Annotated in this window: 33 protein-coding genes, 1 tRNA gene, 1 pseudogene and 1 riboswitch; of the genes and pseudogenes, 10 read left to right on the top strand and 25 right to left on the bottom strand. The window is 43.2% G+C overall.

The window, feature by feature from the left end:
- Nucleotides 1-207: 207 nt before the first annotated feature.
- A complete protein-coding gene (locus NYE50_RS06855; RefSeq protein WP_224988640.1) occupies nt 208-951 on the bottom strand; it encodes an alpha/beta fold hydrolase in 744 nt (247 codons plus the stop codon).
- 965 nt (nt 952-1,916) lie between these two features.
- Here NYE50_RS06855 and NYE50_RS06850 point away from each other — a divergent pair.
- Both NYE50_RS06850 and NYE50_RS06845 read left to right on the top strand, forming a co-directional pair.
- Nucleotides 1,917-3,757 (top strand): annotated as a pseudogene (locus NYE50_RS06850) (T7SS effector LXG polymorphic toxin).
- A gap of 21 nt (nt 3,758-3,778) precedes the next feature.
- A complete protein-coding gene (locus NYE50_RS06845) occupies nt 3,779-4,114 on the top strand; it encodes a hypothetical protein (protein WP_007409072.1) in 336 nt (111 codons plus the stop codon).
- A gap of 841 nt (nt 4,115-4,955) precedes the next feature.
- On the opposite strand, the gene NYE50_RS06840 is transcribed toward NYE50_RS06845, so the two are convergent.
- On the bottom strand, nt 4,956-5,099 hold the full coding sequence (locus tag NYE50_RS06840) for a hypothetical protein (protein ID WP_188153924.1): 144 nt from the start codon (nt 5,097-5,099) through the stop codon (nt 4,956-4,958).
- Nucleotides 5,100-5,144: 45 nt separating this feature from the next.
- Here NYE50_RS06840 and NYE50_RS06835 point away from each other — a divergent pair, with 45 nt between their 5' ends.
- Nucleotides 5,145-5,384: a KTSC domain-containing protein gene (locus NYE50_RS06835; RefSeq protein ID WP_375804999.1), complete on the top strand. Its 240-nt coding sequence runs from the start codon at nt 5,145-5,147 to the stop codon at nt 5,382-5,384.
- An 88-nt stretch (nt 5,385-5,472) separates the two neighbouring features.
- Here the strand turns inward: NYE50_RS06835 and NYE50_RS06830 are convergent, their stop codons facing one another.
- From NYE50_RS06830 to NYE50_RS06755, 16 genes are all read right to left on the bottom strand, one after another.
- Nucleotides 5,473-5,595 (bottom strand): hypothetical protein, encoded by a 123-nt coding sequence (locus NYE50_RS06830; RefSeq protein ID WP_024085161.1) that lies wholly within the window; start codon nt 5,593-5,595, stop codon nt 5,473-5,475.
- Nucleotides 5,592-5,747 (bottom strand): glucosaminidase domain-containing protein, encoded by a 156-nt coding sequence (locus NYE50_RS06825; RefSeq protein WP_024085160.1) that lies wholly within the window; start codon nt 5,745-5,747, stop codon nt 5,592-5,594. The genes NYE50_RS06830 and NYE50_RS06825 overlap by 4 nt, the downstream gene beginning before the upstream one ends.
- 6 nt (nt 5,748-5,753) lie before the next feature.
- Nucleotides 5,754-8,552 (bottom strand): phage tail tape measure protein, encoded by a 2,799-nt coding sequence (locus NYE50_RS06820; protein WP_340763706.1) that lies wholly within the window; start codon nt 8,550-8,552, stop codon nt 5,754-5,756.
- A complete protein-coding gene (locus tag NYE50_RS06815; RefSeq protein ID WP_041482358.1) occupies nt 8,549-8,770 on the bottom strand; it encodes a hypothetical protein in 222 nt (73 codons plus the stop codon). The genes NYE50_RS06820 and NYE50_RS06815 overlap by 4 nt, the downstream gene beginning before the upstream one ends.
- Nucleotides 8,771-8,844: 74 nt before the next feature.
- The gene (locus NYE50_RS06810; RefSeq protein ID WP_188153922.1) at nt 8,845-9,552 is read right to left on the bottom strand and encodes a hypothetical protein; all 708 of its coding nucleotides are present in this window, start codon (nt 9,550-9,552) and stop codon (nt 8,845-8,847) included.
- Between the two features lie 35 nt (nt 9,553-9,587).
- Nucleotides 9,588-10,241, bottom strand: coding sequence for a hypothetical protein (locus tag NYE50_RS06805; protein ID WP_188153921.1), 654 nt, complete (start codon nt 10,239-10,241; stop codon nt 9,588-9,590).
- A gap of 10 nt (nt 10,242-10,251) precedes the next feature.
- Entirely contained in the window at nt 10,252-10,734 is a 483-nt protein-coding gene (locus NYE50_RS06800) for a hypothetical protein (protein ID WP_188153920.1), read from the bottom strand.
- Nucleotides 10,731-11,099 carry a hypothetical protein gene (locus NYE50_RS06795; RefSeq protein ID WP_188153919.1) on the bottom strand — a complete coding sequence of 123 codons (369 nt, stop codon included), beginning with the start codon at nt 11,097-11,099 and terminating at the stop codon, nt 10,731-10,733. The genes NYE50_RS06800 and NYE50_RS06795 overlap by 4 nt, the downstream gene beginning before the upstream one ends.
- 688 nt (nt 11,100-11,787) lie before the next feature.
- Nucleotides 11,788-12,018, bottom strand: a complete 231-nt coding sequence (locus NYE50_RS06790; RefSeq protein WP_188153918.1) for a helix-turn-helix domain-containing protein — start codon at nt 12,016-12,018, stop codon at nt 11,788-11,790.
- 63 nt (nt 12,019-12,081) lie between these two features.
- Nucleotides 12,082-12,894 (bottom strand): hypothetical protein, encoded by an 813-nt coding sequence (locus NYE50_RS06785; protein ID WP_188153917.1) that lies wholly within the window; start codon nt 12,892-12,894, stop codon nt 12,082-12,084.
- A 249-nt stretch (nt 12,895-13,143) separates the two neighbouring features.
- A complete protein-coding gene (locus tag NYE50_RS06780) occupies nt 13,144-13,632 on the bottom strand; it encodes a hypothetical protein (RefSeq protein ID WP_188153916.1) in 489 nt (162 codons plus the stop codon).
- A gap of 384 nt (nt 13,633-14,016) precedes the next feature.
- Nucleotides 14,017-14,193, bottom strand: a complete 177-nt coding sequence (locus NYE50_RS06775; protein WP_188153915.1) for a hypothetical protein — start codon at nt 14,191-14,193, stop codon at nt 14,017-14,019.
- A complete protein-coding gene (locus tag NYE50_RS06770; protein ID WP_188153914.1) occupies nt 14,186-14,527 on the bottom strand; it encodes a hypothetical protein in 342 nt (113 codons plus the stop codon). Before NYE50_RS06770 ends, NYE50_RS06775 begins: the two co-directional genes overlap by 8 nt.
- Entirely contained in the window at nt 14,524-14,724 is a 201-nt protein-coding gene (locus NYE50_RS06765; protein ID WP_188153913.1) for a hypothetical protein, read from the bottom strand. Before NYE50_RS06765 ends, NYE50_RS06770 begins: the two co-directional genes overlap by 4 nt.
- Nucleotides 14,725-15,045, bottom strand: a complete 321-nt coding sequence (locus NYE50_RS06760; protein WP_071347032.1) for a hypothetical protein — start codon at nt 15,043-15,045, stop codon at nt 14,725-14,727.
- Nucleotides 15,045-15,392, bottom strand: a complete 348-nt coding sequence (locus tag NYE50_RS06755) for a hypothetical protein (RefSeq protein ID WP_125122412.1) — start codon at nt 15,390-15,392, stop codon at nt 15,045-15,047. Before NYE50_RS06755 ends, NYE50_RS06760 begins: the two co-directional genes overlap by 1 nt.
- A gap of 110 nt (nt 15,393-15,502) precedes the next feature.
- On the opposite strand from NYE50_RS06755, the gene NYE50_RS06750 reads away from it, so the two are divergent.
- The 3 genes from NYE50_RS06750 to NYE50_RS06740 are packed head-to-tail and all read left to right on the top strand — an operon-like array spanning nt 15,503 to nt 16,534.
- Nucleotides 15,503-15,736 carry a helix-turn-helix domain-containing protein gene (locus NYE50_RS06750; RefSeq protein ID WP_160222970.1) on the top strand — a complete coding sequence of 78 codons (234 nt, stop codon included), beginning with the start codon at nt 15,503-15,505 and terminating at the stop codon, nt 15,734-15,736.
- Nucleotides 15,726-15,917, top strand: coding sequence for a hypothetical protein (locus NYE50_RS06745; RefSeq protein ID WP_188153912.1), 192 nt, complete (start codon nt 15,726-15,728; stop codon nt 15,915-15,917). The genes NYE50_RS06750 and NYE50_RS06745 overlap by 11 nt, the downstream gene beginning before the upstream one ends.
- A gap of 17 nt (nt 15,918-15,934) precedes the next feature.
- Complete coding sequence (locus tag NYE50_RS06740) at nt 15,935-16,534, top strand: hypothetical protein (protein ID WP_160222968.1); 600 nt, start codon at nt 15,935-15,937, stop codon at nt 16,532-16,534.
- A 141-nt stretch (nt 16,535-16,675) separates the two neighbouring features.
- On the opposite strand, the gene NYE50_RS06735 is transcribed toward NYE50_RS06740, so the two are convergent.
- Nucleotides 16,676-17,251, bottom strand: a complete 576-nt coding sequence (locus NYE50_RS06735) for a metalloprotease family protein (RefSeq protein WP_188153911.1) — start codon at nt 17,249-17,251, stop codon at nt 16,676-16,678.
- Between the two features lie 242 nt (nt 17,252-17,493).
- On the opposite strand from NYE50_RS06735, the gene NYE50_RS06730 reads away from it, so the two are divergent.
- Nucleotides 17,494-17,718, top strand: a complete 225-nt coding sequence (locus NYE50_RS06730; RefSeq protein ID WP_224988998.1) for a helix-turn-helix domain-containing protein — start codon at nt 17,494-17,496, stop codon at nt 17,716-17,718.
- Nucleotides 17,719-18,385: 667 nt separating this feature from the next.
- On the opposite strand, the gene NYE50_RS06725 is transcribed toward NYE50_RS06730, so the two are convergent.
- The 6 genes from NYE50_RS06725 to NYE50_RS06700 all read right to left on the bottom strand — a co-directional run bounded on the left by NYE50_RS06725 (nt 18,386) and on the right by NYE50_RS06700 (nt 24,269).
- A complete protein-coding gene (locus NYE50_RS06725; RefSeq protein ID WP_188153910.1) occupies nt 18,386-19,462 on the bottom strand; it encodes a tyrosine-type recombinase/integrase in 1,077 nt (358 codons plus the stop codon).
- A 212-nt stretch (nt 19,463-19,674) separates the two neighbouring features.
- Nucleotides 19,675-20,403: a helix-turn-helix domain-containing protein gene (locus NYE50_RS06720; RefSeq protein ID WP_168768883.1), complete on the bottom strand. Its 729-nt coding sequence runs from the start codon at nt 20,401-20,403 to the stop codon at nt 19,675-19,677.
- Nucleotides 20,404-20,567: 164 nt separating this feature from the next.
- Nucleotides 20,568-21,617 (bottom strand): tyrosine-type recombinase/integrase, encoded by a 1,050-nt coding sequence (locus NYE50_RS06715; RefSeq protein ID WP_024085137.1) that lies wholly within the window; start codon nt 21,615-21,617, stop codon nt 20,568-20,570.
- Between the two features lie 150 nt (nt 21,618-21,767).
- Nucleotides 21,768-21,840 (bottom strand) — tRNA-Val (locus NYE50_RS06710).
- Nucleotides 21,841-21,979: 139 nt separating this feature from the next.
- Nucleotides 21,980-23,155, bottom strand: coding sequence for a cystathionine beta-lyase (metC, locus tag NYE50_RS06705; protein WP_061862080.1), 1,176 nt, complete (start codon nt 23,153-23,155; stop codon nt 21,980-21,982).
- The gene (locus NYE50_RS06700; RefSeq protein WP_191389658.1) at nt 23,148-24,269 is read right to left on the bottom strand and encodes a methionine biosynthesis PLP-dependent protein; all 1,122 of its coding nucleotides are present in this window, start codon (nt 24,267-24,269) and stop codon (nt 23,148-23,150) included. The genes metC and NYE50_RS06700 overlap by 8 nt, the downstream gene beginning before the upstream one ends.
- A gap of 69 nt (nt 24,270-24,338) precedes the next feature.
- A riboswitch (SAM riboswitch) is annotated at nt 24,339-24,464 on the bottom strand.
- A gap of 174 nt (nt 24,465-24,638) precedes the next feature.
- On the opposite strand from NYE50_RS06700, the gene NYE50_RS06695 reads away from it, so the two are divergent.
- Genes NYE50_RS06695 through NYE50_RS06685 form a run of 3 tightly spaced genes read left to right on the top strand, consistent with a single transcriptional unit; the run spans nt 24,639 to nt 26,339 of the window.
- Nucleotides 24,639-25,361 (top strand): esterase family protein, encoded by a 723-nt coding sequence (locus tag NYE50_RS06695; protein WP_007409075.1) that lies wholly within the window; start codon nt 24,639-24,641, stop codon nt 25,359-25,361.
- Between the two features lie 25 nt (nt 25,362-25,386).
- Nucleotides 25,387-25,902, top strand: a complete 516-nt coding sequence (locus NYE50_RS06690) for a YjcG family protein (protein WP_003154969.1) — start codon at nt 25,387-25,389, stop codon at nt 25,900-25,902.
- A 5-nt stretch (nt 25,903-25,907) separates the two neighbouring features.
- On the top strand, nt 25,908-26,339 hold the full coding sequence (locus NYE50_RS06685; protein ID WP_029973128.1) for a GNAT family N-acetyltransferase: 432 nt from the start codon (nt 25,908-25,910) through the stop codon (nt 26,337-26,339).
- Nucleotides 26,340-26,363 lie beyond the last annotated feature (24 nt).

The following is a 26,363-nucleotide window of genomic DNA, read 5'->3' as shown; positions in this document are numbered from 1 at the left end:
GAACCCATCAGCTCCTATAATTGTAGATATAATGTAAGTCCAATTAAGTAAATTCATAAGCTTTCTTCTCTAAGAAATAATTTCGATACGTCTAAATATATCGCTTTATAGAATTTTCCATTCCGTGCAATCCAGCAGCTTTTGATACGGTGTTTAAGGATTGCTACCTGTGCTGCTTTTACTCCTTGTACAGTTTTTAAACTAAACTTATTTTTGTATCTCTTTCAATGTATCTTTAATAATGTCAACAATAATCTGAGGTTGATCAACATGTAGACCATGTGATGCATTTTTCACAACAATATGTTTGCTATTTGTTGATAAACGCAGAAAGTCTCTTTGAAATAGATTCCACGCAGCGAAGGATTCAGTTGTATGATAAGACTGTAAACCAGCGCTGACAACTATAAGTGGAACATCTCCTAATGATGTGCATTTGTCTATTTGTTCAAAACTATCTTGAATTTCACTTAAAGAACCTTCTACCGAAAATTGATTAAAGTAAAGAGATCTTGTTTCTTCACTGAATAGTGGTGGCATAATTTTGTTTTGATCTTCATGGCAGGAATCTAAGAGAATAACCGCTGCTACTTCTTCTGGATATGTACAAGCATATAACCTTACATTTGCTCCTCCAAATGAATGCCCTACAAGCATATATGGTGGTTTAATATTCGCATTTTGTAAAAGGGTACGAAGATTTTCAACAGACTGCTTGCTGTCTTTTGGTCTATCGTCTTTTTCACTTTTTCCTAAACCTGCTCTATCGTAGATGAAAAATTGCGCAAATTTTGAAATTTCACCTTTTATAGGGTCCCAAGAAGCAGAAGGGCATCCGTACCCTGATTCAAATATGACTGTAATGTTTTCATTTTGCCTTTCAAAAAATTCGTAATAGAGCTTAATACCACCAATATCTTGCATCTTGCCAGTATTGGTAATTTTATTCATACAAAAACCTCCAGTGTTTAATCATTAGGTTCATAGGTTAAAATGGAGCATTCTGTCTCTGATATTTTATATACTTTCCTGTTTTTCTGTCGAATGCCATCCATCTCATTCCAATAAACTCTTCTTCTCTAAATATACTTCTTTTAAGCCCTTATCATCACTTAGAACACTATATGCTACCCCAGAAATCGAGACTCTCTATGTAATAATGGGTATTCATCTAATCTGTCATTTTTTAAGATATTAGTTAAGATATTTATCATTGTTCACATCTCTCTTTGTTAGAGTAAAAACGTGTTTAAACTTAAACCATCTGAAACACGACATACAATGCAACTTCAGCTACAAGCAAATAAATCATATATCTAGCATAATTGAATACATCTTCATCAGTATTTTTCTCTTTTTTAAAAGTCCATGCAAATAAACCTAATACAGTTGCCACTAATGCGATTTCAATTATTGTTAATATTTACATACCTTCCTCCTAAAAAAGAACAGGGTAAATAGACTTATGTTAATTTTCATTCAATTAAGTCTCTTCAGTCAGGATTTATCTTATAAAAACTTTCCACTTCTTCATGTTCATCACCTTCAATGAGTTCAAAGCTGCCCGGTACATTATACATTATTTTCCGTTAATATATCAATTCCGGTTAATAAATCACCTGCATCTTGAATTACGCCATTTTCATCTTTTACACACTACAATTCATTATCTAAAAATGTGCTCCAACCTTTTAACTGGCTTAATCTTTCCAATTCATTCAAACGCTACCGAGTAATTCCTGCACTCCGGTTTCCCATCCATAAGCTCTCTTCTCAAATGCTTAATCACATAATTAAAAGGACAAAGAAGTGGGTCAAATGATTCATTTTACCATTTTAGATAGTACATTGACCTTATTCCTTATTCCTCCATGGTAAAATCTTGTTGAAGTATTTCGAATGAAAGGATTATGGTCATGAAAGTTTTTGAAGCAACCACCCTCCTCGCCGCTGCCAAACAGCGCGCGGGTGAATACAAAAAACTGCGCGGCCAGATGGTCAATCTGAAAAAAGCGTTTCAAGGTATGGCTGACCTTGGTGACAATGATTTCTCAGGCCGGGGCGCTGACAATATCAAAGCTTTTTTCAAGGACCACGCCGGCGTCACAGACAGCTGGCTTGATCTGATCGACATGAAAATCGCATTTCTCACAAGCCTTCCCGGTAAGGTCGAAGACGCCGGACACTTTCCAATTCGCATATGGAGGAATCATTTCTGGAGCACGAGCTCACCCACGCCCTCAGTAAATCAAAGGCGATTATGGAAGAGCAGAAAAAGGACATGCGCTCCATCCTCGGAGAGATCGAAGACATCATCTCGCTCGAATTGTTTTCAACCGAAAGCACGGATCAGAAGCTTTCTTCAGCTGACAAAAAAAGAAGCGAAACGATACATAAACTCGGCAAGCTTGATCACGATCTAATGAAAGAATACGCAGAAACCGAAGCAAACGAACAGTTCATCCAAGCCGACTTTCAGCAGCTCCAAAACGTCACGGGCAAAGGAAAAAGCGCCACGCCGCTTCACTACAACGCCAAAGCATACCGTGAAAGCGACATCCATAAGAAAAAAGGCGATATCGCAAGACATTCGGATGCTTATTTGACGATTAAAAAGGAAGAAGCGAAAGAGCGGGAAATCAAGGATCTGAAGAAAAAGCTGGCCGCTGGTGTCACTGATCCGGATGAGTATTTGGAAATCGCGAAGAAGATCGGCTATGAAAACCTTGAACCCGCTCAGGTGCAATATGTGATGCAGCATGAACAAGCAAAGCAGCTCGAAGAAGTCGGAGAAACGGCTTGGGATATCGTCAAAGGAATAGGCGTCGGTCTTTATGATGTCGGGAAAGACACAATAACCGGCGTCAAAGATCTGGCTGTCGGCGCATGGGATTTTTACCATCTCTCCGATGAACAAAAAGTCGCTAAAACCATATCCGGCGTATTGAACACGCCCTCCTACGCAAAAATCATATGGACAAACCTGGCGGATTCATGGAATGATAAAATGGTTAACGGAGATGCGTATTCAAGGTCACATTACATCACCTACGCCATCGGGAGCATTGTCGGACTCAAAGGTTCCGGCTCAGCTGTAAAAGTATCAAGCAAGCTCGCCAAAACAGGCGCCGCCAAAGTGGATAACGTCTTGGAAGCCGGAGAAAAAGCGGCTGTAAAACATGTAAAAACCGGGATTGAAAAAGGAAAAGACTATATCAATTCCGTTTCGAAAAATAAGTACCAACCCGCGCTTGCCGGAATAGCACAGGATATTGAAAATACTCACAATGTGAAGAATACGCCTTTGTTGAAAAGTATTATTGAAGATCAGAAAGAGAGTGTGCTCAGTAAATCTGTGTCTTCAAATTTTAGTACAGGAAAAAGCAAGTATACCGCAGGTACAATGAAACATATTTATCATGGAGAAGTTAATAAACGCGGTAAAGCAGTTGGCTACCACCATGAAAGCATGATGGGCGGGAAGATTATACCAGGTACAGAAAAGAAACCTGACAAAAATGGAGTGTATATGGCGAAAGTTGAAGTCGGGTCTGTAAAAAAGATAGCGGATTCAAGTTTCTTTCCAAGAGAATGGAACCGCGCCGATGTATTAAAAGCAATTGACGAAGCTTATCATACTAGAAAACAAGTACGTTCAAATAAGTATAGGGGAATCACTTCAACAGGAATTAAAATTGAAATGTATTTAAATAGTGACGGAACAATAGCAACAGCATATCCGTTATATAAAAAATAATCTTAAAGGTGACCGTGACACATGAAATATTCATACAGGTTTGATAAAGATCCATTTGGTGATATAAAAATAGTTTTACCAGAAGAAATCAGTCTTTTCTCTGACTTCATTGAAAATATTACAACAATAGAACAAACTGATGAGTATATAGAATACATTCAGAATGTTTTAAATGGGATACATGAGGATTTTGAAATTGATTTAAATGGGATAAGTGTATTGATAAAAAAAGATGTTACCGATGTTGAAAACCCTTTTTTAATCGATGACCCTTATAAAAACTCAATAGAAACAGACCAATTTAAAGAGTTGTTATTAATATGGAGAAATAAAATTCCTGAGATATTTAAAGATTAAGTACATTCATTATTCTACGCGGTGAAATGTGGTTCTTAACCTTTATTGAGCCGGTATTCAAATTTCCCAGAGAACCAAAATATTAAAGCCTTTCTCATAAGAGAGGGGCTTATATAGTGCGTGAAATTTGAGTAACATGTCAGACAGCACTTGCCGAAAAGGTCGGAAAGTATAGTTCTGTTCTGAGTGATCCAAAAAACATTAGTAAAATAAAAAAAGGCTCTCCAATCCTGATAGTAGACCTCCTAATGCCTTAAACAAGTTACAGAACAAATAAAACAACACATTGAATGCCTCAAGATAAAAGAAAGCCCTTCTCATAAGAGAAGGGCTTTACTATGTTTTCAATAGGGTAGACTGTCTTCAGTCCGTAGAAAAGCACATCAAGGTTGCTCGTAGTCTTCCGTAAAGTACGTTCCTTTTTGACGCGTTTTCCTGTTCTATTTGCGGACATATTACCGCCTCCATTTCGGTTAAGTCACCGAAATAAAAACCGCTACCTTGTCGTTGGTAGGACCGCTACCCTGCGTCTTAATACGCCTAAGTCATCGACTAAGTCAATGTAATAAAAAACGGCTAGAAACGTTGATATAACGCCTCTAACCGCCGTGGATGATTCCGACTGGGCTCGAACCAGCGACCTCTACCCTGTCAAGGTATCCGCAAGTGATCCGATAAGTCAGTCGGTAAGTCAAACGTTGGTATATCAGCGTTAAGTCATGCAACTAACATTGAACGTCCTTATTCTATTATCTCCGATTATAAACTATGGCCCCTCAACCACGCAAGGTAAAGAAGAGTATAATTTTAACACTCAGTCAATCTCGATAGAAACTTTGTTTTACGGTTGCTCTCGTAATTCGTCGTCAGCTAATTCCGCAAGCTTTTGAAAAGCTGCGTTATTTTCTAACGGTCCTGCCTCGCATTCATACCCGCAGCTCTTAAGTTGTTCAACGATTTCATTTAGCGTTTTAAATTCAGACAATTTCCTCATCCTTTCGTCTAGTTTTTGAAGGTATTTTGATCTTATATGCAGAAATATATACCAAATGGAGGTGATAAAATGAACCTAGTCCCAGTTAACTCTTCAAATTTAAGCGCTGTTGGATACAATTCTCAATCCAAAGTGCTACGGATTGTTTTTAACAGCGGCACTTACGATTATTTTGATGTGCCCCAAGGTGTGTATGATGGTCTAATGTCGGCTCCTTCTAAGGGAAGATACCATCATGCTTTTATTAAAAACAGCTATAGATATGCAAGAGTTTAGAAAATTCCCTTATATTTTATAGTTGGCAAACGTATGACGAATGAAACTAAAAGGCGGCATTAGCCGCCCTGCTTCGTCAACTCCGGTATTACCACCCATCCAACAACTCCGCCGTGTTGATTTCATCCATCATTTCCCGATCAGAGTATGGAAAAGTAGCGTCGGCAACCTTCTGACTGTCTCTGTTTACTCCTGATTCAATCGCTTTCAAAACACTTCACCCCACACCACTGCGAGGCCGCTGGTTCCGTACGCACTTTCTAAGCACCCTTGCGCGATTACAAGACTGGCGAGAATTTTATAATTCACGTATATTTTCTGCGCATCCGGAGCGATTTTCTTTATGAAGTCCGTATTTCCCATTCGAAATCACCTCCCGCTCCTTAGACTTTCTATATCGAGGCCGTCTTGCTGGATCGCAATTATATGCGGCTCAATGACGTGGCCTAGTTCGTATCCATCTACGATTATGGAAGCTCCACCCTTCGTCTTTATCGCCTGCTCAATCGAACTGAGCGCGCGGAGCATATCCGATGATAAGGCGGATTCTCCTCCGAGCCCTGACGTATGCCCTGCGTCTATCATTCGCATAAGGTTCGCTTGCTGCGCTTCAGTAAGCACCATTTCGTTACGCAGGGCCCGAATATCGACTTCGTGACTCATTGGATTAGCGAATTGAGACGCTAGGCCGCCAATGTGAAGTTTATTTAGCTGACCGAGGCCGATGACGCCGCCAGTGTGATAAGTACCCTCGTTTCCTTTTCCACGGCTTACAGCTCGCTCTGTCTTCATGGTGACATCCGATGTGATTGTCGTGATCCGCTTCGAAATGTCCTTACTTAAAGCATCGTTCATTCTTTGGGCTTCTGAAGTAATCTCCTCGACTCGGCCTCTTGCAGTACGAAGATTTGCGATCTCATCGTCAATTGCTTTAACAGACTTTCGATATTCATCCGTTTTACGATCGGCTGCTGTCGTGTTGTTTTTCAGATTCGCCTTCGCATCTTGTAAGCGCCCAATCTCCTTATCGATCACTCTCACGCCTTCGCCCTTTTTGGCGTTTAATCCAACTTGACGGAGCTCAAGGTCGATCATCTTCTGACGAATAGTATCCAGCTTAGATATTTCTTCGTTTACCTTATCAAGTTCGGTCTTTTTAGCTGAAATTTTCTGTAAGCTGGTGTCTAATTGGCTTCTTAGTGTCTTTAAGGTCCCTTTCTGAACTTCAAGGACAGTCTCTTGTGAAGCTACTTCTTTCGTGTTTCCTTCGAGTTTAGCGTCTCTTATATTCCCTTCAGTTTCTTCAATTAGAGCAAGCTGATCTGCTATCTCACTCTCGCTTTTGTGCCTCTCTTTTGTCAGATCTTTTATTTCTCCTGTAAGCTGCTTCTGCTTACTTAGGTTGTCTTCATAATTTTTATCTGCGAGGTTTTTCTGTTTTTCCAGATCAAGTCGCAAATCTTCCGCCTTTTCCTCAGTCAGCCGCTTTAACGCCTTAGTATTTTTTGCGAACGCATTACCTTGATCGGTGATCGCAGCGCTTGTTTGCGGTGCCTTCTCTAAAACCTTGTCGTTAAGCGAAAGGTAGCGATTAAATTCCTCGTTTGTCAGTCCAGATTTCTTACGCAACTCTTCCTGTTCTTCCTTCATTCGTTTGATAGAATTGGCATCCGTCTCCGTTTTAATTCGATCATTCAAATCGAGATAGTAAACGAATTCATCGGCAGTCAGCTTCGTTTTATTTTGAAGTTTATCGAACTCTTTCGTTAAGCTGTTGATAGAATCTATTTCCTTCTGTTTCGACTCGGCCGCCTCTAAACTAACAGTATTCATCTGATCGTATCCCGCTTTTACCCCGACAAGTGCTCCCGCTAATAAAGATAGCACGGTGATTACCCATCCGGCCGGACCCATCGCAACGAACAAACCGCGTACTGCAATTCCGAGTTTCATCATGGACGACGCAACCAGCGCCACTGCTGCCGCCGCGCCCGCCATTTCGAGGCCCGTCGTGATGATCCCCGGATTCAGTTCGCTAAGGAACTCGACTACCTTCGTACCAGTTTCGACAATTTTTCGGAAAGTAGGTAAAAACTCGTTACCGATCGCGATTCCGAGGCCGTCGAGCGCAGACGTAAACTGTTCGAACGACCCTTTGAGGTTATCCATCTGCGTTTTCGCTACTTTGTCCGCAGTCCCGCCGGCTTCCTTCAGTGTCTTCGAATAGTTGCGCAGTCCCTTTTCTCCGACGCCCAAGAGCGTAACGAATCCGGAAGCCGCTTCAACTCCGACGAGCTGTGCCGCCGCTGCCGTTTTCTGTGCCGATGTCATCCCTTCGAATTGCTTCGAAATATGACCGACAAGTTCCGGTATCGGCTTTAGATTTCCCTGCGCGTCCTTTACTTCGATGCCGTACTTTTTCATCGCTTTGGCCGACTGCCCGACCGGATTCGTAAGGTGTAAGAGTGACGCACGAAGCGCCGTACCCGCCATCGATCCCTGAATACCGGCATCTGACATTTTCGCAACGGCCGTCGCAGTGTCTTCGATTGAATATCCGAGAGAGTGCGCAACAGGGGCGACGAATTTCATTGCATCGCCTAATTGCGGCAGATCCGTGTTGGCCGTCGTCATCGCTTTTACGAGTACGTCAACGGCATGCCCGGAGTCTTCCGCTTTAATGCCGAAGCCGGTCATGATGTTCGAAACGATATCCGCGGAACGTCCGAGCCCTTCGCCTGAAGCTGCCGCCAAGTTGAGCACGGCCGGCAACGATCCGACTTGCGCTTTTACGCTGAAGCCCGCCATCGCAAGATATTGAAGACCCTCGGCCGCTTCGACCGCGGTATATTTTGTTTCGGCGCCCATCTTAGCCGCGATATTCTTCAGATCTTCGAAGTCCTGACCGGTCGCACCGCTGATCGCTTTAACTCGCGACATGGCCTCCTCGAAGTCAGCCGCTTTCTTGACGGAAACACCGATGCCGGCTACGACTGCGCCGCCGACCGCAAGCGAAGCCTTTTGGATGAGGCCCATTTGTTTCGACAGATTCGCTGATGAACGGCCCATTCTCGTCATATCGCCCCTGACTTGCGTCTGTCTCCGCGACCAATCATTCATATCAAGTACAAGGCGCGCCCGGATCTCACCTACCGTCGCTCCGCTCATTCTTTACCGCCTTCTTGTGAGCGATTGAAGAAAAGCACAATCTCCTCTGCGCTGTATTGATCTAAGACCTTAGTTGCTTCAACTATTTTTTCTCCCTGCTCGTCTGTAAAATTCCCGTTGCCTTTAAGGACTTTTTCTGTCACCCATTCGATAACACCAACTGCATATGCGACTCTGTCTGCTTCTTCTTTCGTTACAAAAGGAATTACTTCTCCCATCTCATTCGCTCCTTTTAGGTAAAATAAAAAAGGGCGCCCATTTCGGACACCCTTGCTTTTCGTGCTCTATTAAATTACTCTTGGCTGGAATACGCTTCTGGATTACGGAGATAGTCAGCCACCTGATGGCCAAACGTTTTAGTCGCAACATTATAATACTGATCATATTCCGGAATAAGTGGCTGATCTTTTTTACTCAATGCGGACTCCTTAATCTGTTGAGCTTGTTTTTGTTCTTCGGTAGACGCCACGTTTGTCAGCTTCATATTTATATGGCCGAGCTTGAGTTGGCTTGATACATCTTTATCAACAAAAGAAGCTGCCAACGCCGGAAACTCAGCCATCATTTTCCGAGCAAAATACGGGTTATCAATCGTGTTGACGAAAGCTTCTAGTTTACTCAATCCTGTTTTAGTATTTGCCGCCAGTACAGTATCCGTTTTAAGGGCGGTAAGACGTCGCTCAAATTCCGCTTCTACTGCTGCGGACGGTTTTTCAGGCTCGGCGAGAAGGATTTCATCCGCAAAAGCGACCGCACTATCGGAAATCTTATCGAATTCCTTTTTAGCACTCTTAAGTTGGCCTAATAGTTGGTTTAAATATTGAGCGCGCACCTTATCTAGTTGCTGTTTTTGGCCTACATGTGTAAGGGTAACGTCTCGAAGGATTTCTGTTTCGCGCCTCTCAAAACCCTGTTTAGCCTCCCTAACCAAGCCTTTGACTGATTCACGAATTTGTTCCATTTGCGCGTAACTCTGGCTCATCTTTTCAAATCTATTCATTATAAAGTCCTCCTTTATTTTGTCTTACTGGTTGTTTATTCAGCGGGGATTTCTCCTTTTAACCATGCCCGGTGTATTTCCGGCTCAATGATCCCGTATGGGTTTGTCCCGTTAGGTCTATACGTGAAGGTCGGCTCTGTGACGTAAATTCTCGGTTTGTGCCTTTCGAATAGCCCATCGTAGGTAGCGAATTGCGCTTCACCTATCTGTCGGCCTACATCGAAGTACGTTTGACGGCATTGAATATTAATTAAATCGTGGTAACTGGCTGCGGCTTCTAAGTATTCCATCTTAGCTTTACGTACGCGGTCAAGCGCTGCCTGCTCATGTTTGCTCTTATGTGCGGTTACTTCATCTGATAACTTCCGGAGGATGTCTCCTTTGACCGCATGTATCTTTTGTTCGTGCGCCTGCTTAACGGACGTTTTCCTCTCGTATCCGCCCGAAACTTCCAGCCGCAACGATGCAACGGTTTCCCTCGCCTTACGCTCTTTCGTTCTCTTTGCTGAAGATGCGTCGAGCGCTAGTTCCATTGTGGCCGCTTTCAAATCTTCCTCAGCCTTTTGAAGCTCCTTCGCTAACTTTTCGTCGTGTTCCTGAAGCCTTTCGAGTGCTTTTTTCTTCTGCTCCTCTAGGCCCTCAAGCTCCGACAATTTTTCTTTGAGTTCATCTGAATACTTAAACTTCATCGTACCCCTCCTAAGAAATGATAATTTTATTGTTGAAAAGGCAATTTTTCAGCAGTAATAAACGCCCCTTAAACGTCCGCCAATTACCCAGAACCTCCATCGCATCATCCATTACGGAAACTTCTTCCGGACATGCTCCCATTTCGTTAAAATCTGTCGACGCAAATTCATGCGACTGGAACCGGCCGGTCAAACGTACAGAATTCTGATAGATGGTTGGGTATTTCGGACGCTCAACCTCGACCATTTCGAATGCCAAGTCAATGAGCGAGTGGTCAAAGACGATCGTTAGGTCGACAACGCCCGCTAAAGCCGATGCAGCTCGTAAAGCGCGCTGAAAAGCGATATGATCGGTCATCTGGCCGTCGTGCCTGTGCTTGCCCGCAGTGATGAAATGGCCGGCGGCCTGTATGCCCTCGTAATTTGTAACGATGTAAGCGTAGGCCGCCCGTTTCTCGTCGCCCACCTTCGCGATATAGAGTGTATGCTTCATATGTCCGCCTTCTCTTCCGCAAATAATTCCGCCTCATACTCATCTAACGGCACTCTTTCCGATCCGCGTAGCACAAACGCATTCTTGGCGCCGAAGTGTATTGCGGCATCGGTGACCGCTTCGAGGAGTACACGTCGGAAATCGGTGTCACTGGCCTTCTGATTCCGCTTGATGGTCGACATCGCTATGATCCCGCCATCGCGACCCGATACAATATAGGTTCCTCTTTCCGTATCCAGTTCGATAAGTGCAATGCGGCCGGGCAGCAATCCCGTAAAGCTCCCGCCTTTTGCCTCTCGGATGTACGAGCCGCCTGATTCTCCGTAACTCCCCCAAAATTCGGTCATTTTAGATACGCAGTACATACATCTTCCTCCCTCTGATAAACGATTGTGGGTACTTCGCCGGCATTCTGGCAGTAAAAAAGCGCCTGTGACACGAGTAAGTCCCGGTGACAGCCGCTAATCTTTCGTAATATTTCACCTGTTTCCACGTCTACCGTGAGCACTTCGTCAGGTTTTACGTAGACCAAGACGTTAGTCAAAGATGTACCTCCTTTAGATTCAAAAATCGAAATCTAATAGTAATATAGCCGGGTGCCGGTTTTTGCATTTGAAAAGCCCGTCATATCAACGTTTACAGACGTCTAAATCGTCATTCTTTTTCTTTGTCTATCACGATAATCTCGATTCCTTCGCCGACTATTTTCCTTTTCACTTTTAACCGCACATCCGGCGCAGTATAGTTGCCGGTTACTTTTGCGCTCGAATCGATGGCCGCAACGTTTGCATTTTTCCGCCCTGTTCGACTTGCTCTGTAACGGATGATCGGATTGTAAATATTCGAGATACTTCCGCATTAAAACCGGATCTACGGGCAGAACGTTTCGCATAAAGTAGGGACAAACATTCCCCGGCATTGAATCCGTTTTGATTTCAACGGTACACACACCGCAACGCTGAAGATCACAGGCACCACTGCTTTTGTAATTAGCGCATTGGTTTCGGGCGAGGCGGCCAAGTTTCGTTCGCATCGTGTTGATCTTTCGCTGGTTCATTTAATAACCTCCGTCTGCGCGTAGAATTCAAGCAGGCTAATCACTTTAGCAGGGTTAAGATCCAATTTATCTGCTAATCTTGTAGAGACTTTTGGAGTAAGTTTTCGCTTCCCGTTTTCGACCATGCAAATGAAAGCTTCCGAAACCCCTGTTAAATCTGCTACATCTTTTTGGGATAGCCTGTAAATTCGGCGAATTTTTAAAAACTGATCACCGGTTAATTCCATATGGTCTACCCTCCTTGTTAAATTTTCTTAACTTAGTATCGAAAAAAAAGGCAGAAAAAAACATTAGCCAGAATGGCTAATGCAAGATTGAAGGAGATGCCACGCGCCAGCACCCTTCTCACTATATACGTGTTTTTTCCCGTTTGTATGGTAGATTTTAAGACCGGACGCAATATCAACCGTAAAGATTCCCGGACTTTCACCATCCCTGAATCTTTCGTACTCCGATTTCTCTTCCCCGCTGCCCCAAACTCGGCCAAACTTTATATCGCCGTGCTGTTTTGCTTCTGTATTTCTACGAGGAGAATACGGGCGATTTCCGTTCAATTCACGCTTCCCATATAAATGTATTCGATCAGAAAAAACGAGTCTCCCTTCGTCTTTTTTTCCGGCATTCTCTTCTCGGTTAAGCAAATATCCGTCACGTTTTGGAGCTAAGTACGTGCCTGTTCGTTCCAACCGTTTACTGGCGTCTCTTTGCTCTTGACCGCATGCGTCACTGCAATATTTCTTTTTTCCGAGGCGCTTAAAAACATTATTACAATTCCAACAGGCGCACACTCGATATCCTGATTTAACCTCGGAAGGCGTTGGCGGTATGTACTTGTCCTCCTCGCGCTCCCACTCTTCGCGGGTACGTTCCTTTACTTGAAGCCGCTCGATATTTTCGTGAACCTTGACGAGCAGATCGCTTATAGGCTTCATCAATCCGGACGCCGATTGCATCGGGCTTTTTCCGGTGGCCTGAACGTATTCCGAGAGCGCGGCATCAATCTCGCGATTCAGGTGGAAAGCGTCCACAAAATCGGAATTAACTTCGGTTTTCCATCTATTTATTTTTTGTTTGAGCTCTTCCTTCGGTTGACTTATTTTCATTTTTATTTCCTCCTTTCTTTTTGAAACAAAGCAATCGTTCGCTTTCGCTCAATCTTGCAGATATTATTTATCGCGATAGAATTCATTTAATTAATAAGTATCTGCGCGAAAGTATTTTAATTGAGTGCTATTATTTGTTGGTATGTTTAACGTTGGTATGTTTCTATTGGTATGTTTACTTGGGTATCTAGCACCTTCTTGCATACTCTCCTCTTATACATGTATCCAAACAGCCCTCTGTTGCTTGTATCACTTATAAACAGAAAGATCGGGCAGTATTTTTTCCCCACCTTCCGAAACTATATAGCCGTCATCACTGATCCTCGGACAAAAAGAAACAAAGTACCATTTATACCGACTTGTCCCGATCCAAACGTCCCTCGCTTCGAGTAACAAACCGTTTGTTAGCAAAATATCAACGAGCGGCTTAATTCGCTTCTCTGCAATCCCTAAGTCATCTGCAATTTTCTGTCTCGCTGGAAAGCTAGCTCCAAAGCGTTTACTTTTTTCGCCACTCTCTAACGTATGCTTGCCGTCGACATAGGAAAGTAGATAAAAGTACAAAGCGATAATGTCTCTAATTTGTGGCTTTCTTTGTTTTCGTTTATAAATTTGATCAAACTCATCAATAATACGTGGAAACACCCTGCGCATAAGATCGAGGTTATACATTTCAAAGTTTGTTTGTTCTAATAATTCAGTCTTATCATTCGGCAAATACTTTTTAAATTGCTCCATTTACTTATCCTCCTCCCACACAATGTTGTGAGTGTTTTTATTTCTCACTAATATAACGGGTAGGTAGCAGCCAGTATTGCGACATCTTGCACAAAACAATATGCAAGTAAGGTGAAAACCGCGCAGTTCACTAGATAATACCCGTGACTTTTTCAAACCGCACAATTCAACGTGGATTTGTTCCATCGTTTTAACTGCGTACCAACTTCCGGATTGGCACAAACTTCCGTCGGTTTCGTCCTACACTTGTATAATGGGTAGGCTACCGTCAATTTTGCGACATGGATGACGAAACTTTCTCCCCCGTCATTTATAACTGCGAATACACTTCGGAAAATGGACAAAAAAATAAGCCGGCGTTTAACCGGCTTTTATTGCGGAACCTCAATCAATTAACTTTTCCGGAACATCGTGAACGGTTCCCCGCTGTCCCTCGATCGTATATATCCGCTCTTCGTGCTGCCGGCGGATTACCTTACCGGTCATGGCTTCGGCTGATAACCACGTCAAGCCGTCCGTCTTAACGCCCCAAAAACGCACAGTTTCGCCTACTTTATACATGGCCTTCTCCTCCCGTGAAAAACATCCGCTTGAACTGCGCGACACTCATATCTGTTATTTCGCGGCCGTCGAGCTTCTTTAGGGCCGCCGTAGTCTTAGCGAATTCAAATGTGAATGATTCCGGGTGCGCATCGGCGTATAAGTGGTATCCGTCATTCTTTTGCGTTAGGCCGCCCGTGTCGTAAAACGCAAATCTGCCGCCGCCCCACGCATCAAAATCGCACAATGCTACCGTATCAGCTGCGATTAAATAGGCGTCATGGGTTTCTTTATATGGAAAATCCGCCGATCCGTGCCGGACCAGATGCACCTTCTGCGCTTGGAACTGGCTCATGCTGGCTGCGCCTCCTGCTCACCAAAAAGTTCAAATGCCGCAGCAACACTAATTTCTCCGCAGCCAGAACGTACCCACTGAGATACTTGCGGTAAAAGAGCGAAAAAGTCCTCCGGCTTCAAATTGACATAACGGTCAATTCCTGCCGGATACACGTTAAACCATCCGACAATTGTGCGTGCATAACGAACTTGCATTTACGCCGCCTCCTTTCGATATTTACCGGCTAAGAACAGCATAAGCTCGACCGCTGACATGGATGCGATCTCTTCTAAACTCGGAATGCGGCCGTTTTTCGGTATTGAATACATTACATTTTCGCTTATTTCGGAATGCCAGCCGATTTCCGGACCGTAAGAACCTTCATATATCGTATGAATCATGACATAATGATCCGGTTCAGTTGCATCGGTCATTGTAAGCGCATAGCCATTCCCAAGGTCAATTGCCTCGACTGTCTCCTCAATTCGTTTTCCTTCCTCCATAAAATAAAAGTGATTGATTTTGATCTTTTCCATTATTCTGCACCCTCTTTCGATTGAGCTATTTTAATCATGAATTCAAGTACGGTCATATTTGCGATCTCTTCGGATGTAAGTTCAATTTCAATGCCGGTTTCAAATTCAGCAAGCTCCTCGGCTTTGTCGCCAAGCTCCGGTTTACCTTCTTCGTTGTAATGCAATCGCGATAAAGATATATAACCTGAGCTAACATCTAGCGTGATGTCGTTTCCGATATGCAAAACCTCAATCGGCTCTCGATAGCCTTCCGGATCACAGACGTTTGGATAGTTTACATAGTCGACAGTTATTCGTTGCCATTTGTCTGCAGAAAGAATTTCCTTTTTGATATCAATCGTTTTCATTTAAATGTTCCTCCCTTTAAATTGTTACGCTTTTAAGTACCAACTTACTTCCGATTATATGGTACGCTATTGCGTATAGTCAAGAAAAAAATACATCTGGAGGTCAATTAATGAAAAAAGTTAAAGTTAATATAGGGGATCTTTTGGAAAAGCAGAATCTTTCGCTCCGAGCTCTCGCTGATATATGTGGAATTAGACATGCAGCGTTAAGTGAGTTAATAAACGGTAAGAGGCAAAATATTAATTTCGGACATATTGAACGTATAGCAAATGCCTTAGACATTGAAGATATAAACGAGATTATAAGTTTAATCGAAGTAGAAGGAGAGAATCATGATATTTGAAGGAGAAAAGCAAGAATGGCTACTCTTTAAGGAAAGGGATCTATCGGTGAGAGTTTTCGAAGCCAATAATACATACGAAGCATACGCGACAATAGCAGGTAAAGGTACGCATGTAGCACGCGGACTAGAAAAATGGTCAACAATTTCTGAGGCAATAGAAGGTGTCATAAATAAAAAATAAAAAGGAGAGGTTCCTAATTGATTTTCAAAAGCAATATTGATATTTATAAAAATGCTTATCCTAACTGGCAGAAAACTTTCAGATCCCACGATGAACATTTAATACTATATTCCAATTACTTTAAAGAATCTGCCGATAAGTTAATTTCATCATACGAAGGCTTGAACAATCATTCCATTGATAGTACAATCATTCCAATTATTTATCTATACAGACACTCAATTGAGTTATGCCTAAAAGCAATTTTATATCATGCTTACATAAAGAGAAAATTAGACAAAACAAAAATCCAAGATAAATTAAATAGACATAACTTAAGTCCATTATGGGATATGGTTACCTCTGAATTACGTAAAAGTTATTTATTTTCAAAAGATAATGAAAGCAAAAAAGTATTAAGAAAGCTTCATGTATTAATAATTGAGTTAAATAATTTTGATCCATACTCCATTTATTTTAGATATCCTTTCGACCAACAGCTTGAGGAGAATGTTTACGGTGATGGTAAAGAAAACTTTGGCATTGATTACATTCATATGAAGAACGAGGTTAATTTTTTGTATGAAAAACTATATTACTGGATATACGATAAAGTATCCAAAGATAATTATGTATAACTAACATTTAAGCAGATTTTTTTAAACTAGACATCGTAAACTTTTTATAAAGTGTGAAAATCCACTTATAAAACTCAGTATATTTTTTGCATCGCTTATAGTTAATACAAAAAGGACGCCCGTAAGGCGTCTTCTTCATTTTTAAAGTATTCTAAAGTTACCCGCGTCTAATTGTTGAAATTTAACGCCCTTAGACTGCTTTAACGCTCCAATTATAAGACTAATATCACCTGAACAACCTCTTAATTTTATTACGTACAACAAAACTCCAAAATAAAACACATCTGAAAATTGAGATAAATATGTCTTGAAAAGTAATAAAAACAACAAAAATATTAATGAAAGCGTAATTGCAGGCGCAATTGCAATAGTAACGAAAGCAATCTTACTGATTTTTGCATCACCCTTAAATAGACAACATGGTTTGAAAAATTTTTGTCCATCTCTAAAATGTTTTTTATCTTTATTACGGTAGCTAATCTCAGTTTTCAATGAAAAGCAAGAAGCCGCGTATGCATGAGCTTTTTCGTGTACCACAGTGAGTAATACTTGCAAAAACATAAAGAAACTTAAGTTCAGTAATATATAGTAAGGAAGCTGGAATTCTCGCATGTAAGCAAAACCGAAGAGTAAAATTGGATAAATAAACCAGCACAGTATACTAAGACACATCGCTAACCTATCAACAATTGGGTGTGAACTTTCTAAATAGCGCAATATATATTATCACCTCAAATATAATATCGGTTGTTTTAAAAAAATATTTAGATCAAACGCTTTTTGCGATAACATTATAAATTAAACGAAGGGATCTCCTATAATCCGTTTTTCTTCTTAATCCGGTGCTTTAGCTAGCGATCTGATTGCTTATTTTTCGCATTTTAAATCTGCGCTAAAAAACTGGATAAACTATCCGTTCTCTATTTAAATAAATTATAATGGTCGCAGAGGTGGTCGAAATGAAACTAAACGCAACGCCGCGTCTAAACGCCGTTATGAAGACGAAAGGGTGGACGCAGGTAAGACTATCGGAAGCATCGGGTGTGCCGCAAGGTTCAATATCACGTTTCGATAAGAATAGTCGACATGAAGACTGGCACGTTTTTTCGATTGCGAAGGCGCTCGGAGTAGAAGTCGATGAGCTATTCGAAATTGAAGAAGCCGGAGAAGAGGACGCTGAATAGATCGGCGTCTTTTTTCGTATGCAGCAACCCGTCGAGTTTAAAAATTTGTGCGCTAATTAAAAACAGAAGTTGCGGGGGTCGTGTTAGGGGGCTTTGGGGGTCGTGTGATTAAAAATATTCTTTTCGGTTGGTTCTGTATACCTGATTCATATTATTGAATACCGAATTTAACAGAATGAACTTGAGTTACATTCGAAATCATCGACAATCATTGATACAATAACGTTTAAAGACGTTTCGAACGCGCATTGTTTCTTACGTATTTTATGCAACGCTTAAACCGCGCCGTATCAACGTCATGCCGGATGCCCTATGCCGCATACAATGTATAAGATACTGCATACTGGTTATGCGTTAGTGTTACATGCAGTCATACACATGGGCGCAATATGCCCCGAATATACTGCGGCCTATTATCCGGCTAATCGTTGATCTGACGCGGTTTGCTGCGCCTTCATTCCTGTGCTACCTACCGCATGCCTACGACTCTGTGCCGTATTGCTGGCGTAACATGCCGCCACCCCATGAGTTCGGGGCGACCGTCCTCGGTAGGTGTGGCTGGTTACTGTAACCCCTATACTTCGATAGCCTCGTAAGCTACTTCGGATTCTTCCGCAGTAATGCCGATATACCTCAACGTCTGGGACGTCGTATTAAACTATAATTTTCAAGGTAATTTTCTAAAATTTTTATCCGTATCGTTGTTAACTTTTCTCTTACGACCAGCCTTACTACTGATTTGCACAAGAGGCGAGAATTTATCGTGCTGTTCTTTCAACGATTTTCCGGATAAATGCGTATACCTCTTGATCATTCGAAGATCATTATGTCCAAGTATCATCTGTAAATGCCGGATGTCTCCTCCGGCTTCTAAAAACATAGTTGCCCCGGTATGACGCAACAAATGAGGATGCACGCGCTTTTTGATGCCGGCCCGATCAGCATAGTTGTTCAAACGCTGCCTAAAGTTATTAGTTGTCATCTTCTCACCGTAGTTTGCTAGAAAAACATACTCACTATCGAATTCTTCGTTCTCTTTAATCAGTTCTTTTATAAGCCTCACTGTCCTACCTTGTAAAGGTATTAGTCTTCCTTTTCGGGTTTTCGTATTTGTCCCTTCTAATATTAAAAAGTTTGAAGAAAAGTCTATATTTTCAATTTTCAACGAAAGTATCTCGCCTACCCTACACAAAGAATCGATTAAACAAGTCATAATTACGAAGTCTCGGAATTCTGGATAGGACCTTAGGTATGGTGCAGCTAGTAATTGTCTAAGTTCTGATTTGGTCAATATCTCAATAACATCTTGCGGTTCCGTAAGGAGTTTCAACTTCAAAAAAGGATTTTCCATAGCCAAATCCTCATCGATCAAAAAACGAAAGAAAGTCCGTATGGTCTTGATATAGTCGTTAACTGACCTCGGGGATAACCCCTGCGTCTTATGCTCGTTCAATTTGAAATTATGACCGTCGAACTTTATTTTATCGTTGATCAACCACGCGACAAACCCGCGCGCAAAGTCAACGTCAATATGGCGTATGTCTGCGGACACCCCGATCTCTTCCGCGTACTTCGTTAAATACCGACAAGCGCGCATGTACTTATCGATCGTTTCCTGAACGACGTTTTCGGCGCGCTTGGCACGCACTAAGCGTTCAAATAATTCCTCTAACGAATAAATATTTGTACGCTCCATTTTCATTTTTCTTTTTACACGTTTACCTTTTCGGTTTTCTGAATGCATAAAAAATCGCCTCCCATTTTGAGATTACCGAAAACAGGCATTAAACATAAGAGTAATAACGAAAAATAACCCTATTTAACTAAATAAAAACAAACATATCCCAATAAAAACCGAACTATAATAGGTAATTAATCCTTAAATACCAACGAAACACGAACGAAACTATCCGCTAACAAAACGACGAATTAACGCACGAAGACGTTAACAAGGCGTTAACGAGGCGTTAACGAATCAAATCGCGCAGCAAATAGCCCATCGAGCATCCGATCCAGTACGCCGTTAAAATAGCCGGCCAAGTTGCGGATAGGCTTCCGTTTAGTCGCTATAAACGTTTGACGAACGGATTCCAGTCCGATTCCTTGAAGAATATCGGCAGCATACACGCCTTTTAAATACGACGTATGCGCAAGGTATATGCCGTACAGCTTGCTCGTTAATTTCCGATCGCTAACAAACGTATTGACCGCAGATTTAAACGCAGCATACGTATTCTGTAAGAACTTTAATTTGCTTTGAGAAATAACAGCTTCGTTTTCCGTTTTCGGTGCCTCGGCCGTTGTCTCCGTTGGCTTTTCGGCTTCTTGGCGGGGTAACACAGACGGAGTAACATCGGCCGCCGGCTGGATGACGTACATATTGGCGCCGTTGCCGCCGGATATCGGCCGGTATTTAATTTCTTTGCGGATAATACCGAGATCGACTAAACGCTTAACGGCCCGAATCACGGTAACGCGGTGCCGGCCGATTAATTCCGCGATAGATGCGAGCTTCAGGTACGCCACGCCCGGCGTTTTGACGGCATGACGAGACAACACCTTTAGAACCTCGATTGCGGCAGGCGTTAGATCGGACTTATTGTGGTATATGTGCGTACGGATGGCGCCATTTAGCTCGTCCACTGAACGGAACGACGCCATTTTAGAGGCTTCTTTCGTGTACATACGGCTTTCTCCTCGTTAAGAGACACCGTTCCGTCGGAAAATCAGGCGCGCTTAAATAAACGTAGACAAGTACGCTTTTTTTCGATAAGATAGACGTAGGTTAGGGCGTCCTATCTATCGGAATTTATTTCCTTTGGATGGCGTTCTTTTTTTTGTGTGTGTTTTTAGGATCTTTTTATTTTTCGGGGCATAGCTTGAGCTTTGATAATATAGTTCATCACTGTATGTTTGGCATGCGCCTTCGCTACGGATTTATCAGCCACGTGTGTATATCTCTGAATCATTCGTAAATCTAAATGACCGAGTAGCTTCTGAAGCATTCGGCTATCTCCTCCATTCTCCAAAAACATAGTAGCGGCTGTATGCCTAAATAAATGAGGGTGCACCTTCTTTTTCACGTTAGCTTTTGCCGCGAAATCAACTAATCTCTTTCTAAAATGATTTCTGTCAAGACGAGCTCCGTAGTTTGTCAGAAAAACATAATCACTTTTAAAATCCAATTCATTTTCTGCGATTAACTCTTGAACTAACCGACATGTAGTAGGTAGTAAAGGTATATATCTTGTCTTTCGATTTTTCGCAATAGATGATCGAATCGTTAGAATATAGGATTTAAAATCAAAATCTCGCTTTTCAACATGTGTTATTTCACCGATCCGCATCATTCCGTCTAACAATACGTTCATCAATACATAATCACGAAAATCTGCAAAGTTTTTCTTATCAGGCGTTTTTAAAAGGCGTTGTAGCTCATCTGGTTGCAAAATAATAATAGGCTCTTCTATTTCTTGTACGTTCTTAACTCTGTGCATTATATTATTATCAATAAGTCCTTCGCTTTCTAAGGTGTTATACATTACTCGCAGTGTTTTTAAGCGCGTATTTATCGTGCTATCTGATAGACCTCGCTTCTTTTCCTCATCCGATATATAAACGTTCCCCTTAAATTGCACCCAATCATTGCGCATATAGTTTATGTAGTCCCGTATTGTATCTCGATCAATAGCCGTAGGAGAACGAGGTATATCGAATTCCTCAAGAAACGTAGTAAAAGATTTATAATTATCGCGATACTGTTGTAACGTTCCTTTCGCTTTCCCTTCGGCCGTCTTTATCGTGATGAACGTCTGAAATAATCCGTCTAAGTCACCGAGATCACGGAGTTTACGCCTGCGTGTTCGCTTAATCGGTTTCCCTTTTCGAATATCATCCATAAAAAAAGAACGCCTCCTATTCCGGTTTAATAGAATAAGAAACGTTCAAACACGGTAACGGCCCGCCGCTACCCTGCGCCTTAATACGACTAAGTCAACACAATAAAAAACGGCTAGAAACGTTGATATAACGCCTCTAACCGCAGTGTATGATTCCGACTGGGCTCGAACCAGCGACCTCTACCCTGTCAAGGTAGCGCTCTCCCAGCTGAGCTACGGAATCATGATATGTATGTGTTGCTGGGTATGTTGTTGTCTCTCTGACATTTATAATTATATATCCTGATTTCTCATTCGTCAACACTTTTTTTATCTAAAATAAAAAAAAGGGCGCGTCGCAAAATTGACGGCGCCCTTTTCGTTTATGATCTCACTTGGGCGGGGGTTATTTTTTTCAATGCCTGTTCGAAGTCCCGTTCTAAATCTTCGGCGTTTTCGACTCCGACGCTCAGGCGCAGAAGGCCGTCTGTGATGCCGCGTTTCTCCCTCTCTGCTTTCGGCATGGCGGCATGCGACATGGCTGCAGGGTATGAGAGAATGGACTCGACGGCGCCGAGGCTGACGGCAAATACCGGAAGCGATACGTTTTCGACCAGCTTTTTGACGGCTTCTTTGCTTTCCAATTCAAAGGACAGGACGGCGCCCGCTCCGCTCGCTTGACGTTTATGGGTATCGGCTCCCGGGTGTCCGGCAAGGCCGGGATAGTAAACGTTTTTGACGGCGGGATGCCCGTCAAAATAGGCAGCCAGCCGCTCAGCCGTCCGGCTCGCTTTTTCCAGTCTGACCTGCAATGTTTTTAAGCCGCGCAGCACGAGCCAGCAATCTTGCGCGCCAAGGACGGCGCCGAACGAGTTTTGCAGCTTATACAGCTGATTGCCGAGCTCTTCATCTTTTACGGCGGCAAGGCCTGACAGCACATCACTGTGTCCGCTCAGGAATTTTGTTGCGCTGTGAAGCACAATATCAACGCCGAGATCAAGCGGACGCTGCAGTGCAGGTGTCATGAATGTATTATCCAGAAAGGTCAGACAGCCGTTTTCTTTTGCAAGCTGGACAACCGCTTTAATATCAGTAATTCCAAGTGTCGGATTTGACGGTGTTTCCATATAAATGACCTTTGTGTTCGGCTGGATATTCCGCGCCACTTCGTTGATATCCGTCATATCAACAAAGGTATGTTCGATTCCGAAACGGGACAGAACCTCAGTCACCATGCGGAATGTTCCGCCGTACACATCCTCCGTGACGAGGACATGGTCGCCTTGGGATAAGAGCAGAAATGCCGTCGAAATCGCCGCCATACCGGAGCTGAAAGCAAAACCTCTCGTTCCGCCTTCAAGACCTGCGATCGTTTCCTCAAGCGCTGTTCTTGTCGGTGTGCCCGAGCGGCTGTAGTCATATGTCCCGAATTCTTCAAATGAAGACTGATGGAATGTGGAAGCATGCTGGATCGGGACGCTGACGGCTCCGGTGGCTCCGTCTGTTTTAAATGGATTGTGCACGAGCTGGGTTTCCAGCGTCCAATTTTGATTACTCATATGACACGGCCTCCTCTTTTACTTGCTGTAATGCCTGCTTGACATCCCGCTTCAAATCTTCTGCATGTTCAATGCCCACTGAAAATCTCAGCAGACGGTTGCAGACGCCGTTTGCGATACGGATGTCTTCCGGAATGTCCATGTGCGTCTGCGTCGCGGGATATGTAATAAAGCTTTCCACCCCGCCGAGACTTTCCGCGAAACAGATCGTTTTCAGCGCCTTTAAAAACGGATTGACCCATTCCTCTTTTTGCAGCCGGAAAGACAGCATTCCGCCTTTTCCGGGATATAATACGTCGGCGATTTCTTCTTCCTGTTCTAAAAATTCTGCAAGTTCACGGGCGTTTTCTTCATGACGGCGCATTCTGAGTGCGAGTGTTTTCATCCCTCTCATTAAAAGCCACGAATCAAACGGCGAAAGAACGGCACCGATCGCATTTTGGTGATTAAACATGATCTCGCCGAGCTCTTCATCCTTAACGACAGCCAGACCGGCAAGAAGATCATTGTGCCCGGCTAAATATTTTGTGGCGCTGTGAATGACGATGTCCGCTCCCAGTTCAAGCGGGCGCTGGAGCACCGGGGTATAAAACGTATTATCCACAATTAAAAGCAGGCCGGCTTCTTTCGTAATTCGGGCAATTTTTTCAATGTCCGCCTCCTGCATTAACGGGTTTGTCGGCGTTTCAACAAATACCGCTTTCGTGTTTTCCGTTATTTTGGAGCGTAAACAGTCTTCATCGCTGAAATCATCGTAAATAAAGCTTAAGCCGTATTTTCTCCATTCGTTTTCAAACAAACGATACGTGCCTCCGTATAAATCGGAGGATACAATCAATTCATCCCCGCTTTTAAACAAAGCCATAATGGTTTGAATGGCTGCCATTCCCGAGCTGAAGGCAAATCCTCTCGCACCGTTTTCCAACACGGCGATGGCGTCTTCGACGAGCTGGCGTGTCGGGTTTTTCGTGCGCACGTAATCAAAACCTGTAGATTCTCCTATTCCTCTATGGCGGTAAGCGGTGGACAGATAAATCGGCGGACTGACCGTTCCCGTTGCTTCTTCGCTTCTATTTCCGATTTGGGCTAATTTTGTATCAACATGCTGCGTCATCAGTAAGCACCATCCTTTTTCAAAAATAAAAAAGCCCCCTCTTCATAAGAAGAAGGAGCTTTTCTCTTCCTCTTATCTTCCAAGCATGTGAATCGCTTGCTGGATTTAGCACCTTGGCACTTTGCCTTCCCGCGGCAAAGCAAACCGGTTGCTGAGGTTTCAAAGGGCCAGTCCCTCCACCTCTCGTGATAAGAATATTGTTTTGTATTTTCTGATTGTTCTATATTAACGCACAATAAAATGGATTTCAACAACTTTTTATTTATCTGAACTCTCGCAAGAAGTGCATCTGAAGAAAGAAATTTCTAATAATTCATGGTACAATAGGAAAAAACCATCAAGACAAGAAGCGGCCTGGAGGAATGCGAAGTGGCATCGAAAAACGGAATCATTCATGAGAAAAAACTTTTCTCCCATGAGCTTGAAGAGGAAATGACCGTTTTGGTCTACCTGCCCGCCACCTTCTCCCCCCTGTATAAATATCATACGGTCATCGCTCAGGACGGCCATGATTATTTCAGATTAGGGAGAATCGGGCGGCAGGCGGAAGAGCTTATGTCAAAAGGGGAAATTGACCGCTGCATCATTATCGGCGTCCCTTATAAAAATGTGCGGGAGCGAAGAAACACATACCATCCAGAAGGCTCTAAGTTCGCCTCATATAAGCGGTTTATCGCCAATGAGCTTGTTCCTTTTATCGACAAAGAATACCCGACTTATCAAGTCGGATACGGCCGCACCATGATCGGGGATTCCCTCGGCGGAACCGTTTCGCTCATGACGGCGATTGACTATCCGAACATGTTTGGAAACGTCATCATGCAGTCTCCGTATGTTGACGGGCACGTTCTGGATGCCGTCCGGCAGTCGGAGGATCTCAAACAGATTTCCGTTTACCATCAAATCGGAGAAAAAGAAACCGGCGTTCACACGACGGACGGCCAGGTTCTTGATTTCACCGCGCCGAACGAAGAGCTCAAACAGCTGCTGGAAAGCAAACAGTCCGAATACACGTATGAAACCTTCGACGGGGATCATAAATGGACCTACTGGCAGCCGCTCATCACGCCGGCGCTGAAAAAAATGCTGTAACCATTCATTTAAGGAGGGAACTTTCATGAAATACGGTATTGTTTTATTTCCATCAAAAAAATTACAGGATCTCGCAAATTCGTACCGGAAACGCTACGACCCGAGCTACGCGCTCATTCCGCCGCATCTGACGGTAAGAGATCCGTTTGAAGCGACAGAACAGGAAATCGAGCAGGTCGTATCACAGCTGAGACAGACGGCGAAAGAGTCGCATCCGCTCGTTCTGAAAATCACAAAATACAGCTCGTTTTCTCCTGTGAATAATGTGATATATATGAAAGCAGAACCGACGGAGGAATTAAAATCTCTGAGTGAGAAATGCTACTCAGGAGCATTATCCGGCGAGCCGGAATACAGCTTCGTTCCGCATGTCACGGTCGGCCAGAAGCTGTCGTCAGATGAACATTCCGACGTACTCGGACAGCTGAAAATGCAGGACATTTCCCACGAAGAAGTCATCGACCGTTTTCACCTGCTCTATCAGCTGGATAACGGCTCATGGACTGTGTACGAAACATTTTTATTAGGCGGAGGAGAATAAGCTGCTTGGAATCCATCATCGCAAAAACTGAAAAACAGCTGAACGACGCTTTTTTCGTCAGAAAAGAGGTCTTTGTTAAAGAACAGCACGTTCCGGAAGAAGAAGAGATTGATCAATTCGAGGACACGTCAGAACATATAGTCATATATGACGGCGGCCAGCCGGTCGGAGCCGGCAGATGGCGCATAAAAGACGGGCATGGAAAATTAGAACGCATCTGCGTGATGAAAAGCCATCGTTCTTTAGGCGTCGGAGCCGTCATTATGCAGGCGCTTGAAAAAGCGGCGGCAGCCAAGGGCGCCGACAGCTTTCTCTTACATGCGCAGACGCAGGCGGTTCCGTTTTACGAAAAACAAGGATACCGCGTCACATCCGGCGAAGAATTTCTCGATGCGGGCATCCCCCATCTGGAAATGATAAAGGAACACAAACGATAAAATCAAAAGCACCCCTGTTTATGG

This window comes from Bacillus sp. EU55 (assembly GCF_038005925.1).
Lineage (GTDB): Bacteria > Bacillota > Bacilli > Bacillales > Bacillaceae > Bacillus > Bacillus velezensis.
Note: the sequence above shows the minus strand (reverse complement) of the source record. Positions and strands in the feature narration are given on the sequence as shown.